Annotated in this window: 17 protein-coding genes; 13 read left to right on the top strand and 4 right to left on the bottom strand. The window is 68.5% G+C overall.

The annotated features are described in order from the left end of the window. The first annotated feature begins 474 nt into the window (after positions 1-474). The 8 genes from trbF (at position 475) to B2Y21_RS10115 (ending at position 5323) form a co-directional block, all read left to right on the top strand. Positions 475-1158 carry a conjugal transfer protein TrbF gene (gene trbF / locus B2Y21_RS10150; protein WP_292059458.1) on the top strand — a complete coding sequence of 228 codons (684 nt, stop codon included), beginning with the start codon at positions 475-477 and terminating at the stop codon, positions 1156-1158. Further along, a complete protein-coding gene (locus B2Y21_RS10145) occupies positions 1137-2186 on the top strand; it encodes a TrbG/VirB9 family P-type conjugative transfer protein (RefSeq protein WP_292059456.1) in 1050 nt (349 codons plus the stop codon). Before trbF ends, B2Y21_RS10145 begins: the two co-directional genes overlap by 22 nt. Then, complete coding sequence (locus B2Y21_RS10140) at positions 2183-3361, top strand: TrbI/VirB10 family protein (RefSeq protein ID WP_292059454.1); 1179 nt, start codon at positions 2183-2185, stop codon at positions 3359-3361. Before B2Y21_RS10145 ends, B2Y21_RS10140 begins: the two co-directional genes overlap by 4 nt. Next, positions 3358-3861 carry a S26 family signal peptidase gene (locus tag B2Y21_RS10135; protein ID WP_088410300.1) on the top strand — a complete coding sequence of 168 codons (504 nt, stop codon included), beginning with the start codon at positions 3358-3360 and terminating at the stop codon, positions 3859-3861. Before B2Y21_RS10140 ends, B2Y21_RS10135 begins: the two co-directional genes overlap by 4 nt. Further along, positions 3855-4463: a lytic transglycosylase domain-containing protein gene (locus B2Y21_RS10130; protein WP_292059452.1), complete on the top strand. Its 609-nt coding sequence runs from the start codon at positions 3855-3857 to the stop codon at positions 4461-4463. The genes B2Y21_RS10135 and B2Y21_RS10130 overlap by 7 nt, the downstream gene beginning before the upstream one ends. An 83-nt stretch (positions 4464-4546) precedes the next feature. Next, positions 4547-4771, top strand: a complete 225-nt coding sequence (locus tag B2Y21_RS10125; RefSeq protein WP_292059451.1) for a hypothetical protein — start codon at positions 4547-4549, stop codon at positions 4769-4771. Continuing rightward, entirely contained in the window at positions 4768-4953 is a 186-nt protein-coding gene (locus tag B2Y21_RS10120; RefSeq protein WP_292059449.1) for a hypothetical protein, read from the top strand. Before B2Y21_RS10125 ends, B2Y21_RS10120 begins: the two co-directional genes overlap by 4 nt. Then, the gene (locus tag B2Y21_RS10115; protein ID WP_292059447.1) at positions 4943-5323 is read left to right on the top strand and encodes a helix-turn-helix transcriptional regulator; all 381 of its coding nucleotides are present in this window, start codon (positions 4943-4945) and stop codon (positions 5321-5323) included. Before B2Y21_RS10120 ends, B2Y21_RS10115 begins: the two co-directional genes overlap by 11 nt. A gap of 22 nt (positions 5324-5345) precedes the next feature. Here B2Y21_RS10115 and B2Y21_RS10110 read toward each other — a convergent pair whose 3' ends face one another. After that, positions 5346-5645: a hypothetical protein gene (locus B2Y21_RS10110; protein WP_292059444.1), complete on the bottom strand. Its 300-nt coding sequence runs from the start codon at positions 5643-5645 to the stop codon at positions 5346-5348. A gap of 142 nt (positions 5646-5787) precedes the next feature. Between B2Y21_RS10110 and B2Y21_RS10105 the strand changes: the two genes are divergently transcribed. Together B2Y21_RS10105 and B2Y21_RS10100 are read left to right on the top strand one after the other, a co-directional pair. After that, positions 5788-6417, top strand: coding sequence for an HAD hydrolase-like protein (locus B2Y21_RS10105; RefSeq protein ID WP_292059442.1), 630 nt, complete (start codon positions 5788-5790; stop codon positions 6415-6417). Positions 6418-6540: 123 nt separating this feature from the next. Then, positions 6541-7110: a hypothetical protein gene (locus B2Y21_RS10100; RefSeq protein ID WP_292059441.1), complete on the top strand. Its 570-nt coding sequence runs from the start codon at positions 6541-6543 to the stop codon at positions 7108-7110. 48 nt (positions 7111-7158) lie between these two features. On the opposite strand, the gene B2Y21_RS10095 is transcribed toward B2Y21_RS10100, so the two are convergent. Then, positions 7159-7518: a type II toxin-antitoxin system PrlF family antitoxin gene (locus tag B2Y21_RS10095; RefSeq protein ID WP_292059439.1), complete on the bottom strand. Its 360-nt coding sequence runs from the start codon at positions 7516-7518 to the stop codon at positions 7159-7161. 236 nt (positions 7519-7754) lie between these two features. Between B2Y21_RS10095 and B2Y21_RS10090 the strand changes: the two genes are divergently transcribed. The 3 genes from B2Y21_RS10090 to B2Y21_RS10080 are packed head-to-tail and all read left to right on the top strand — an operon-like array spanning position 7755 to position 10023. Beyond that, complete coding sequence (locus tag B2Y21_RS10090) at positions 7755-8246, top strand: helix-turn-helix domain-containing protein (protein ID WP_292059438.1); 492 nt, start codon at positions 7755-7757, stop codon at positions 8244-8246. Next, positions 8246-8749: a type II toxin-antitoxin system YhaV family toxin gene (locus tag B2Y21_RS10085; RefSeq protein ID WP_292059436.1), complete on the top strand. Its 504-nt coding sequence runs from the start codon at positions 8246-8248 to the stop codon at positions 8747-8749. The genes B2Y21_RS10090 and B2Y21_RS10085 overlap by 1 nt, the downstream gene beginning before the upstream one ends. Before the next feature lie 26 nt (positions 8750-8775). Next, positions 8776-10023, top strand: coding sequence for a DUF4238 domain-containing protein (locus B2Y21_RS10080; protein ID WP_292059435.1), 1248 nt, complete (start codon positions 8776-8778; stop codon positions 10021-10023). Between the two features lie 19 nt (positions 10024-10042). On the opposite strand, the gene B2Y21_RS10075 is transcribed toward B2Y21_RS10080, so the two are convergent. Beyond that, entirely contained in the window at positions 10043-10306 is a 264-nt protein-coding gene (locus B2Y21_RS10075; RefSeq protein WP_292059434.1) for a hypothetical protein, read from the bottom strand. A 27-nt stretch (positions 10307-10333) separates the two neighbouring features. Beyond that, on the bottom strand, positions 10334-10474 hold the full coding sequence (locus B2Y21_RS10070; protein ID WP_292059433.1) for a hypothetical protein: 141 nt from the start codon (positions 10472-10474) through the stop codon (positions 10334-10336). Between the last annotated feature and the right edge of the window lie 104 nt (positions 10475-10578).

Genomic DNA, 10578 nt, shown 5'->3' with positions numbered 1-10578 from the left:
ATCGTCCCGATCGGCGGGCGGCGCAGCCTCGGCGGGTCGGTCCGCCGGAAGCGGCCCCCCGTCCGGAGGCTCCCCGTGGGGAGGAGCGCCCCGACCTTCACCGGGCTCGGGACCAGGCGGCCCAGGCGCCGGAGGACCGGGCGGCGGGCGCGCACGCGGCGCCTCTCCTGAGAGCACGGCTCCATCCGCGGATTCGCCGCCGCCGAAAGGGGCCGGGACCTCCGGACCCACGGAGGCTCCACGCACCGCAGTCGACGGGCCGTCCACGTCCTCCGCGGGGCCGAAGACAGCGACCGGGGAGCGCGCAAGGCCGCCCCTTTCGGACGAGCGGCCGTCGACCTCGACCGGCGCTCGCGCCGGAGGCCGATCGGCCGCCCTCCAGGCCTTCTTCATCGCCAACTCCGGCCGCGCCCTGATGCCGGCCGGCGAGAACAGCGGCGCCCTCAAGCCCACCGTCAGAAACGAGGATTGAGCATGCATCCCTTCTTCAAGCCCAAGCGCGCCCTGACCGCGTCTCCGGAGGCCACGCCGTATCAACGGGCCGGTCAGGTGTGGGACGACCGCATGGGGCTCTCGATCGCCCACGCCCGCAACTGGCGGCGGATCGCCCTCGCCAATCTCGGCCTGGCCGCCTTCCTGGGCGCCGGCTGGTGGGTGCAGGCGGACCGCGCGGTGGTGAAACCCTTCGTCGTCGAGGTCTCGGACTGGGGCCAGACCCAAAGGATCACGGCTCTGGACGGCCGATACGAGCCGACCGAGGCCCAGACCGGCTATGCGCTCGCCCAATGGATCCGGGACGTCCGCTCCAAATCGATCGATCCGATCGTCATCCGACAGAACTGGCTGCGCGCCTACGACCTCCTCACGCCGAAGGCCTCGGCCTTCCTGAACGACTGGGCCCAGGCCAACGACCCCTTCGCGGAGGCCGGGCGGGAGGCCGTCAATGTCGAGGTCCTCAACGTCGTGCGCCGCAGCGATCGAACCTTCGACCTGCAGTGGAGAGAGACCCGCTTCGTCAACGGCCAGCAGGCCGGGGCCGAGCGCTGGCGCGCCCTGATCACCGTCGCCCATCAGCCGCCGCGTAACGAGGCCGAGCTGATGCGCAATCCCCTTGGCCTCAAGATCGAGGATGTCTCATGGACCCCCGACGCTTCCTGAGCGTGACCGCCCTTTCGGCCGCCGTCGCCTTCGGGCTCTCCGGCTGCGCCCTGCTGCGAGGGCCGGACGCCGACCCCATCGTGTTCTCCGAGGTGCTCACGCCCGAGGTCCCGACCCCCGAAGTCGCGCCCGAGCCCCTCCCTTCGTCGGAGTGGGTCCCGGCCACGCCTCCCATCGAGCCGGGCTCGACGGCCCGACCCTACCTCGAGGCGGTCGTCCAAGCGGAGCCGCCGCGTCGGCGTCGGGCCGAGACGCCGGCGCCGGAGACGCCTTCCGGACGCGCCGCGATCGCGGAGGCCAATCGATCCGCTCGCGCCGCCTCCAGCGCCGACGGTTTCGTGGGCGGAGTCCAAGTGTTCGGCTGGTCGGACGGTCGGGTGTACGAGGTGTGGACCGCGCCCTTGCGGGTCACCACCCTCACCCTGGCGCCGGGCGAGACGGTCACCGCCAAGGCGGCCGGCGATACGGTGCGCTGGCAGATCGGCGAGAGCCAGTCGGGCGCCGGCGCCTCCGCCCGGACCCATGTCCTGATCAAACCCCTGCAGGCGGGTCTGGAGACCAACCTGGTCCTGACCACCAGCCAGCGGGTCTATCTCCTGACCCTGCGTAGCGGCGCCGCCGACGCCTTCAACGCCGCCATCGCGTGGGACTATGGCTTCGCCGCCTCGAGCGGTCCGGTCGCCGATCCGCTGTCGGGCCTGCCGCCGGTCGATGTGCAGGCGGCGACCCCTCAGGGGCCCCTCGACGCGCGCTACAGGATCGAAGCGCGGGGGCGGTCCCCGCGCTGGGCTCCAACCGCCGTCTTCAATGACGGCGCACGGACCTTCATCACCATGTCGCCGGGAGCCGCGATCGATGAGGTGCCGGCCCTCTTCGTACGGGCGGGCGAGGACCTCCAGCTGGTCAACTACCGGCAGGCCGACGGCGTCCTGATCGTCGATAGGCTGTTCGACGAAGCCGAGCTCCGGCTCGGAGACCGTCGTCCGCAAATCGTCCGCATCCGTCGCATTCCGGGAGCCGCCCGATGACCGATCCCAATCTCTCTCCAGACAGCCCTGGCGACGACGTCGTACCGCCTCCGTCCGCCCCGACATCGACGCCCAAGGCTCCACCGCCACCCCTGATGGGCCGTGCGCCGAGGCCCGGCGCGGTCCGCATCCGCAAGCCCGTCGTCCAGGGTGCGGTGATGGTCGCCGCCCTGCTTGTGTCCGGCTCGCTCGCCTGGGCCTTCGTCGTCCAGCCGCAGATGACGCGTCAGGCCCGGGACGCCGCCGAGGCCGATGGCGCGGGCGAGGCCCGGGGCAGCGTTCGACCGTCGGAGCGGGTGACCGACCAGCCCGCGAGCTATGACCGGCTCGCCCAGGCGGACGTCTTGCCGGAGCGCCGGGGCGCCACGCCGGAAGATGAACCTCCCGTCGCCTCGCCGGCGCCCGCACGCGTGCCGGCGCCGTCCTACGCCGCGGCGCCCAGAGGGCCGCGACCGGCGGAGCAGGCGGCGGCGTCCGGGTTGTTCTTCGGAAGCCCGTCGAGCGGGGCCGCCGCTCCGGTCGAAGGCGGGCGATCGGATGCGCCGCCATCCCCGGCAATGCGGGACTATGGCGCGATCTACAGTCCCCACGGCCTCTTGGAGCCCGTTTCCCCCTACGAGCTGAAGGCCGGCGCCATCATCCCGGGCGTCCTGCTGACGGCCGTGGACACCTCGCGTCCCGGTCCGGTCGTGGCCACGGTCAGCCAGAATGTGTTCGACTCCATCACCGGTCGCCATCTCGTCGTCCCTCAGGGGACGCGCCTGATCGGACGCCACGAAGGCGAGAGCGCCCACGGCGACCGTCGGGCCTTCCTGGTCTGGGATCGGCTGATCCTTCCCAACGGCAAGAGCCTGATCCTGTCCGAAGAACCGGGCGTGGACGCGCAGGGCGCGGTCGGCGTGCGGGGAGAGGTCGATCGTCGGCTTCTGCCGCTCGGCGTGGCGACCCTGTTCGCGGGCGCAATCACGACCCTGGGCGAACTGGCGCGCGGCGGATCCGAGGACCGCTCGTTCGCCGCCAGTGCGGGGAGCGCCGCCTCGATCGAGGCCTCCCAGGTCGGCGGACGGCTCGTCGATCGCGAGCTCGGCGTCCAGCCGTCCATAAGGGTCCGGGCTGGGGCTCCGGTCCGGGTGATGATCACCCGCGACCTCATTCTGGAGCCCTACCGCCGATGACCCGTCTCCGTCGTCTTCTCGTGGCGGCCGTGGCGCCCGCCGTCGGCCTCCTCGCCTTCGGCGCGGTCGCGGCGCAGCGGCCAGCTGTCGCCTTGATCAATGAGAGCCCGAGCCTGCCTCGGGGCGTCTATGTCCGCACCGAGGCCCCGGACATCGAGCGCGGCGCGGTGGTCGCCATTCGTCAGCCCGAGATCGTGCGGCCCTATCTCTCGCGCCAGGGGATGCCCGGCGAGGTGCGGCTGATCAAAAGGGTGGCGGCGACGGGCGGCGAGATGGTGTGTTCGGACGGCCGGTGGCTGATCGCGCCGATGCGCACCGTCCGCATCCACGCCCGGGATAGCGCAGGCGTCGCGCTTCCGGCTTGGCGAGGCTGTCGCAGGCTCGCCGCCGACGAACGACTGCTGCTCGGCGATACGCCGTCAAGCCTGGACAGCCGGTACTTCGGGCCGGTGAGGACCGCCCAGATCGAGGGCGTCTATCGGGAGACACTGACATGGTGAGCCACCTTCTTCCTCTTGCCGCCGTCATCGCCATCGCGGCGACGCCGGTCGCGGCCCAGACCCGCGTCGACTGGCGTCCGGCCGGCGGCGACCTGTTCGTGGGCGTCGTTCCGGAAGCACCCGCACCGGAGGCCGCTGGCCTCGAGGCCGTCCGTCTGGCGGACCTCGACCAGCCCTTCGCCGACGCCATCGCCGAAGCGGCCGACCGGCATGGTCTGGATCGCAAGCTGCTTCATGCCCTGGTCGTGGTGGAAAGCGCCTATCGCGCCCAGGCCTGCTCTCACGCCGGCGCCTGCGGCCTGACCCAGCTGATGCCGGGCACCGCCGCGGATCTCGGCGTGCGTGACCGCTTCGATCCCTATGAGAACCTGCGGGGAGGAGCCGACTATCTGGCCCGCCAGATCCTCCGCTTCGGCGACCTCCGCCTTGCCCTCGCGGCCTATAATTCGGGACCGGATCGGGTCGCCCGGCTGGGCCGGATCCCGAACATCACCGAGACCCAGAATTACGTCGTCTCGGTGATCAACTGCTACTTGGCGCTCACAGCGGGACGCGGGGTGCGATCGTCGCGGGAATGCGTCCCGGCGGAGGCCGGGCTGTGACCTTGGCGACGGCCCCTCATGACGGCGCGGAGGCGGCCGCGCCGTCGCCCCGGGAGACGCTCCTGACGCGCGCGGAGGCGTCCGTGTTCCTGGAGGGCAAGGGCATCCGGATGAAGCCGACGACCCTGGCGCGCGCCTATTCGACGGGGTCGGGCGGTCCGCCGTGCCGGCACATCCGCAACAAGCCCTACTACCCGCTGGACTTGCTGGAGACCTGGGCCGAGGCCCAGATCACAGCGCCCGCCGCCTCATCCAGCGAGCGCCAGAGACTGCGGCGGGAGGCCCGGCGCCGGGAGGCGACCTCATGACACCCGCCCGCCCCAGTCTCGAGACCCTGATGAACGACCCGACGGTCAGCTACCCGCTCAAGGCCGTGCTGCTGGTGTGGTGGAGCCGGGATCCTCTGGATGCGGCCAACGATGCCGCGGCGCTCGCCTCGGTCATGGGGGATCGCGCGACGGCGCTTCTGGAACAGCGTCATGGCCCATGACGACGGGCTCGAGCGGTTCCTGGGCTGGCGGCAGGTCCGGGACCTGACGGGCCTCGGCCGCACGACCGCCTGGCGCATGCGTCAGGCCGGAGACTTTCCGGAGCCGGTGCCGATCTCGCCCGGACGGGTGGCCTGGCGCGAGCGCGACATCGCCCGCTGGAACGAGAGTCGCGGGCCGACACCAGAACCCGAGCCGACGGCCCGACCCATCACGCCAGCGCCGCCCCGTCCTCGCGAAGACCGCGTCATCGCGACGCCGACGGCAAAGCCGAACCCGTCGCCGTCACCGCGAGGAAGCAAGCCGAAGTCGCGCCCCCGGCGTCGGAGCGGGCCGGTCGTCGCGGAGGGCCAGCTTGGCTTCGACTTCTAGCGTCTTGAGTCTATTGCGGGGTTCAGAGTTCCCCGAGCGCCCTGATCCTGGCTTCGGATCGGGAGTGCCGCCGCACGCCGACCACGTCGCCGATGCGCCAGGCCGTCGCGCCGAAAACCTCGTCGCCGGCCGGGGTGAGGATGCGAACATCGCCCGAGAGCGCAGCGCCTCGTTGGAGCAATCTGACGCGAGCGCCGTGCAGATCGAGCTGGCGCAGCACCCCGGGCGCAGTCTGTCCCTGGCCGTACTCGATGACGCACTGTTCGGCGCACCGGCGGCGCGCGAGGATGCGGCGATCGGGTCTGGCGACGGGGAAGCTCATTCCAGACACCTAGTGCGAGGCGCTGAAGGCTCGCTTAAGCGTCGCCGTTAACGGCCGCGTTCACCCTGTTTCTCGTGGCCGGCGAAGCGTAGCGGGGCGGGACCGCGTGCCCACCGACCGTATTCCCGCTATGGCGATCCGAATGGCCCAATACAAACTCGTCCTCTTCGACTTCGACGGCGTGCTTGCCGACAGCGCGGCCTGGTTCATCGCCCAACTGCCGAGCCTCGCAGAGGCCCATCGCTTCCGGTCTCCCGACGCGGCGGAGATCGAACGTCTTCGGGGCCTGCCGACCCGAGACGTCGTCAAGGCGCTGGGCGTGTCGCCGCTCCGCCTGCCGGGGATCGCCGCCGATCTGCGCAAGCGAATGGCGCATGAGGCGCATCAGATCGCACTCTTCGAAGGCGTTCCCGGTCTTCTGCGGCGGCTGCACGACGGCGGCGTCCGGTCTGCCGTGGTCAGTTCCAACAGCGAGGAGAACGTCCGCGCGGTGCTCGGGCCATCGGCGTCGTTGATCTCGGCCTTTAGCTGCGGCGTGTCGCTGTTCGGGAAGGGGGCGCGCTTCTCGTCCCTGATCCGCAAACTGGATGTCGAATCGGCCCGCGTCTGCGCCGTCGGCGACGAGGTGCGCGACATCGAAGCGGCGCACCACGTTCATGTGGCCGCCATGGCCGTGTCTTGGGGATACGGCGCGGCGTCGGCTCTCAGCGCCGCCGTGCCGGACTACATGGTCCATACGCCGACCGAAGCCGCCGCCGTGTTGCTGGCCTGACGATGGCTCATGATCGCCGCGACCTACCTGTCGGCCTCCCAGTGAGCTAGGATGGCGTCGCCCGGTGCGGCTCACGCGTATGTACAGGCTTCGGCTAAAGGCGTGAGCGCATGCGAATCTCACATGTTCTCAACGCCCGGCGCACCCTCACCGACATCGCCTTGGCTCGAGCCGATGAAATCCCACGAACAAGCGCTTCTGCCTGACGAACGCTATCGGATCATCATGATCGACGACCCCGACACGGGTCTTCGACCGATCACCTTCGAAGACCACTATGAGATGGTCGCTCGGCTTGGCCTGCAGACGGAGGTCCCTGAGGTGATCGAGCGCCTCTATGGTCGCGCCCTTCACGCCCTGCTGTACGGATGGTTCGACTACGAGCTGATGGTGGTCGCCTGCGGACAGGCCCTCGCGACGCTGGAGTTCTCCCTGAAGACCCGCCTGGGCGCACCGGCGGCGAAGATGGGAGGCTTGAAGCCGAGACTGGACTACGCGGTAAAGCTCGGTCTTCTGAGCGCCCCCACACCCAGCGCTTGGGGAGACGAATACGCGCTGTTGGCTTCGATCAGGAACGAGATCGCTCACGGCAGCGACCACGTCTATGCACCCAATATGGCCGAGGTCGTCTTCGACCGGTGCCGTTCCGTGATCACCGAGCTCTATTCGCCGACTGCCGGACAGGAAGCGTGATCCAGTCAAACGTGATGACAGCGAGGATCGGCCGCAGGGGCCCCGACCCTAGATCGTGACGTCGTCGGGGAGGGCGTCGTCGTCCGACACCTCGACTCCACGCGTCAGCTCGCGCGCGGCGGCGAGATCGGCGCTGCTGAAGGGCGAGAGACGCTCGGGGTGGGCCACCATGTCCGCTTCGAGGAAGGAGAGATAGGCGGAGACCACGGGGTCGACCTCGTCGGATGTAGGGACCAAGGGCTCGGCTACGGACACGAGAACATGGCCTTCGCCGATCGCCTGGGCGCGCACGCGCGCCTTCTGGCGAAACTCCGGGTGGGCACGGAAAAACGCCTTCTCCAGGCGCACAGCCTCGGACCTGCCGGTGGTGGTCACCGAACCTTCGAAACTGACTGCCTGCTTGCCCATGGAACGTATATTAGTACGTTCCGAACAGCCGCCTATACCGGGACAAATCTGTCCAGGGCTCGATACGTCCTAATGGTCCTTAACGCCAGGAGTGCTGCGACGAGGCGTCCTGCTTAGTGGGACTCTCGCGTCACGGGGGGCTAGACATCTGCGTCCTAGCCCCCATGTCATCTCCGACCCGGGGTCGCACTCGCGCGAACCTTTATTCGGGCCTTCTGACGGATCATATTGCGCCCATGACCGATACCGCAACCCCCCCGGCAGAGACCGCTGAACCGCCCAAGGAGCGGGAAAGCGAGAAGACCCTGCGCATCAAGTGGCGGACCAGCCTGGACATGGGCTGGACCGTCATCCCGTCCGCCTTGCTGAAAGGCCTCCCTCGTCTGCATATCGGCGCGACCGATCTGGCTACCCTGATCTGTCTGATCGACTACTGGTGGGCCCCGGAATCGCAGCCTTGGCCGTCCAAGCGCGCTCTGGCGGAACGCCTGGGCGTGTCGCAGAAGACGATCCAGCGGAGCCTCAAGCGCCTCCAGGATGAAAAGCTGATCGTCAGCGAGGCCCGAAGGTCCGCGTCGGGGGGGCAGACCTCGAACCGCTACGACTTGAGCCCGCTGGTCAGGCGGCTGGAAAGCATCGTCGCGGACATGAAGCAGGCCGCGCTTGACGCCGAAGCCGCCAAGCGGGCGGCGACGCGACCGTCCGGCAACCGTCGGAAGGGGATCTGATGTCCGAACCCCCCGATCAAAAGCCCTTCGCCGAGGTCAATGGCTGGCGCCTCTTCCTGCACGACAGCTTCCGTGGGGACTACGAGCGCCTGCGCGACGAGGTGGCGCAGTTGAAGGCGGCCGATCCCGAGGGCTACGTCAGCCACGCCAAGGCCAAGCTGTTCAAGCGCATCACCGACATCATCTCGATCGAGGTGCCGGCCGATCCGAACGCGGCGGCCTACCAGCTCGGCAACACCATGGGGTCGACCCACCGGCACTGGCGGCGCGCGAAGTTCCTGCAGCGGTTCCGGCTGTTCTACCGGTTCGACTCGAGGACGAAGATGATCATCTACGTCTGGGTGAACGACGAGAACACCCTGCGGAAGGCCGGCTCCAAGACGGATCCTTACGCCGTCTTCAAGGGGCGGCTGGGCAAGGGCGACCCGCCGACCGACTGGGATGACCTGATGAAAGGGATTTCATACCCACAGACGCCCCGGACCGAGCCGCAGCCCGGTTAGAAGCTGTCCCCCAACATCCAGCCAACATGTCTGAATCCAAGAAACACCACTTCGTCCCCCAGTCGATCCTTCGCCGGTTCACCAATGCCGCGGCCGACGACCGCCTGTTTGTCTACGACAAGGTTCGGGATGCATCGCATCCGTCGACTGTCCTGGACGCCGGGATGGAGAACCACTTCAACGTCGTTCATCTGGACGGCGAGCGCATCAACTTCGAGGGCGATTTCGACCAACCTGATGGCGCGATGGCGACCGTGCAGAACCGATTGGTGGATGCCCGGTCACTCGCGGTCCTGAGTGACGCGGATCGCCTCGTCCTGGCGGACACTGCAGCTGTCCAGCTCCTGCGCACCAAGATGTTTCGCTCCACGATGCGATCGGTCACCGAGGCCATCTTCAGCGACATGGAGCGCGTCGGCCTCCTCGCTGGCGAGCGCCCCGAGTTGGGCGAGCAGGATGCGCGAGCGATGGCGCGGGCTGCGCTGAATGAGCGTGAACGGCAGAGAGACCTCCTTGCGAAGCTCGACCTGATCCTGATCGAACCGGAACCTGGGGGGGCGTTCTGGACCTCCGACAACCCGCTGGTCCGCTACAACCAGCAGCCTTACGGAGAGACCGGTCTGGCTTCGCCTGGCGTCGAGGTCTACTGGCCCATCGCCTCAGACCTCGCCGTCGGCTTCATGTGCCCCACCTTCAGCAAGCGCATCGACCAGGGCGTCGAACTGGGCGACGCCCTCGAAAAGCCGGTGCGGGATCAGTGTCTCGCCATTCAGACCGCACTCGCTGCCGGGACGCCGACGACGCTCGGACGCGGCCGCACCGACGCCTTTCTCAATGAGTTGCAGGTCCGGTCATCCAGCCGGTTCATCTATTCTAGGGATGACGATTTCACCCTGGCGCGCTCGGTTCTCGCGAAGAGCCCGGCGCTCAAGAAGGTGGATTCGATGGTCGCCGTCGGGCGCATTGGCGAGGGGCCCGGACCTCGCACCAACATGCCAATGGGTTTGCAGTTGGTGGTCTATGGGCGAGATGACCACCTGATGGTCCCGCTGGTCTCATACATCGACGCGGGCGGAGGCTTTGATGCGCTGTTCGAGGAGCCCGCCTACGCCAACATGCTGATGAGCCAGCTTCCCTGGAAGGAGGTGCGGATCTTCGACGATGGGGCGGAGCGTCGCGGTATGCGCCAGCTCAAGGTCACCTTCGGCAAGGAAGGTGGGCTGCAGCGGGTCTCCGTGCGCAACCTCATCGTGCTGCCCGGCCTGGACGATTGAGATCTGCCCAATGACCTTGTCAGCGCCGCTCGTAAATCAACGTGACCCTGCGTTCGGGTCGGTCGATCCGCCAGCTGACCTCGGTGAATGATCGACCGTCGTCGGCTAGGGTGTCCTGACCTTGCACGAACGGCTCGCCGGCAGTCCAGAACACCCAAGCGTAGCTGGTCGGTGAGGTCCTGGTCACCGCCAGGGCATTGCGGGAGTTGGTCGGGCCGCTGTCGCGGACCGGCTCGCCGTCGAAGTGAGTGACGATCACGCTCCGGGCTTCGACGGATTCCATACGCATCGCGCCATTACCAGCGTCGCTTTAGATCAGGGTCTCGGGTTGGTCGCCGGCGTCTTCCGCCCTGAACGCCCATGTTCCGAACCAGGGGCTCCCGGCGCCTTCCTGACCCGCGGCGGTCAGGACGACATTGAGGATGACGGCGGCAACGGATCGGATCAGCACCGCCTTGCTCTCGAGGATAGGGGCTCGTCGGGAGAGGTTGGTACGAACAGGCTGCGGCGTCGAGGCCTTCTCAGCAGGCACTTGAACAGGGAGCGGATCTCCCG

The sequence above is a fragment of the Brevundimonas sp. UBA5936 genome, from assembly GCA_002430835.1.
Taxonomy (GTDB): domain Bacteria; phylum Pseudomonadota; class Alphaproteobacteria; order Caulobacterales; family Caulobacteraceae; genus Brevundimonas.
Note: the sequence above shows the minus strand (reverse complement) of the source record. Positions and strands in the feature narration are given on the sequence as shown.

What these genes read in the sequence shown, in the direction of transcription:
- trbF (WP_292059458.1), top strand. Translation starts at nt 475, where the DNA reads ATGCATCCCTTCTTCAAGCCCAAGCGCGCCCTGACCGCGTCTCCGGAG.
- B2Y21_RS10145 (WP_292059456.1), top strand. Translation starts at nt 1,137, where the DNA reads ATGGACCCCCGACGCTTCCTGAGCGTGACCGCCCTTTCGGCCGCCGTC.
- B2Y21_RS10140 (WP_292059454.1), top strand. Translation starts at nt 2,183, where the DNA reads ATGACCGATCCCAATCTCTCTCCAGACAGCCCTGGCGACGACGTCGTA.
- B2Y21_RS10135 (WP_088410300.1), top strand. Translation starts at nt 3,358, where the DNA reads ATGACCCGTCTCCGTCGTCTTCTCGTGGCGGCCGTGGCGCCCGCCGTC.
- B2Y21_RS10130 (WP_292059452.1), top strand. Translation starts at nt 3,855, where the DNA reads ATGGTGAGCCACCTTCTTCCTCTTGCCGCCGTCATCGCCATCGCGGCG.
- B2Y21_RS10120 (WP_292059449.1), top strand. Translation starts at nt 4,768, where the DNA reads ATGACACCCGCCCGCCCCAGTCTCGAGACCCTGATGAACGACCCGACG.
- B2Y21_RS10115 (WP_292059447.1), top strand. Translation starts at nt 4,943, where the DNA reads ATGGCCCATGACGACGGGCTCGAGCGGTTCCTGGGCTGGCGGCAGGTC.
- B2Y21_RS10110 (WP_292059444.1), bottom strand. Translation starts at nt 5,645, where the DNA reads ATGAGCTTCCCCGTCGCCAGACCCGATCGCCGCATCCTCGCGCGCCGC.
- B2Y21_RS10105 (WP_292059442.1), top strand. Translation starts at nt 5,788, where the DNA reads ATGGCCCAATACAAACTCGTCCTCTTCGACTTCGACGGCGTGCTTGCC.
- B2Y21_RS10100 (WP_292059441.1), top strand. Translation starts at nt 6,541, where the DNA reads ATGTTCTCAACGCCCGGCGCACCCTCACCGACATCGCCTTGGCTCGAG.
- B2Y21_RS10095 (WP_292059439.1), bottom strand. Translation starts at nt 7,518, where the DNA reads ATGGGCAAGCAGGCAGTCAGTTTCGAAGGTTCGGTGACCACCACCGGC.
- B2Y21_RS10090 (WP_292059438.1), top strand. Translation starts at nt 7,755, where the DNA reads ATGACCGATACCGCAACCCCCCCGGCAGAGACCGCTGAACCGCCCAAG.
- B2Y21_RS10085 (WP_292059436.1), top strand. Translation starts at nt 8,246, where the DNA reads ATGTCCGAACCCCCCGATCAAAAGCCCTTCGCCGAGGTCAATGGCTGG.
- B2Y21_RS10080 (WP_292059435.1), top strand. Translation starts at nt 8,776, where the DNA reads ATGTCTGAATCCAAGAAACACCACTTCGTCCCCCAGTCGATCCTTCGC.
- B2Y21_RS10075 (WP_292059434.1), bottom strand. Translation starts at nt 10,306, where the DNA reads ATGGAATCCGTCGAAGCCCGGAGCGTGATCGTCACTCACTTCGACGGC.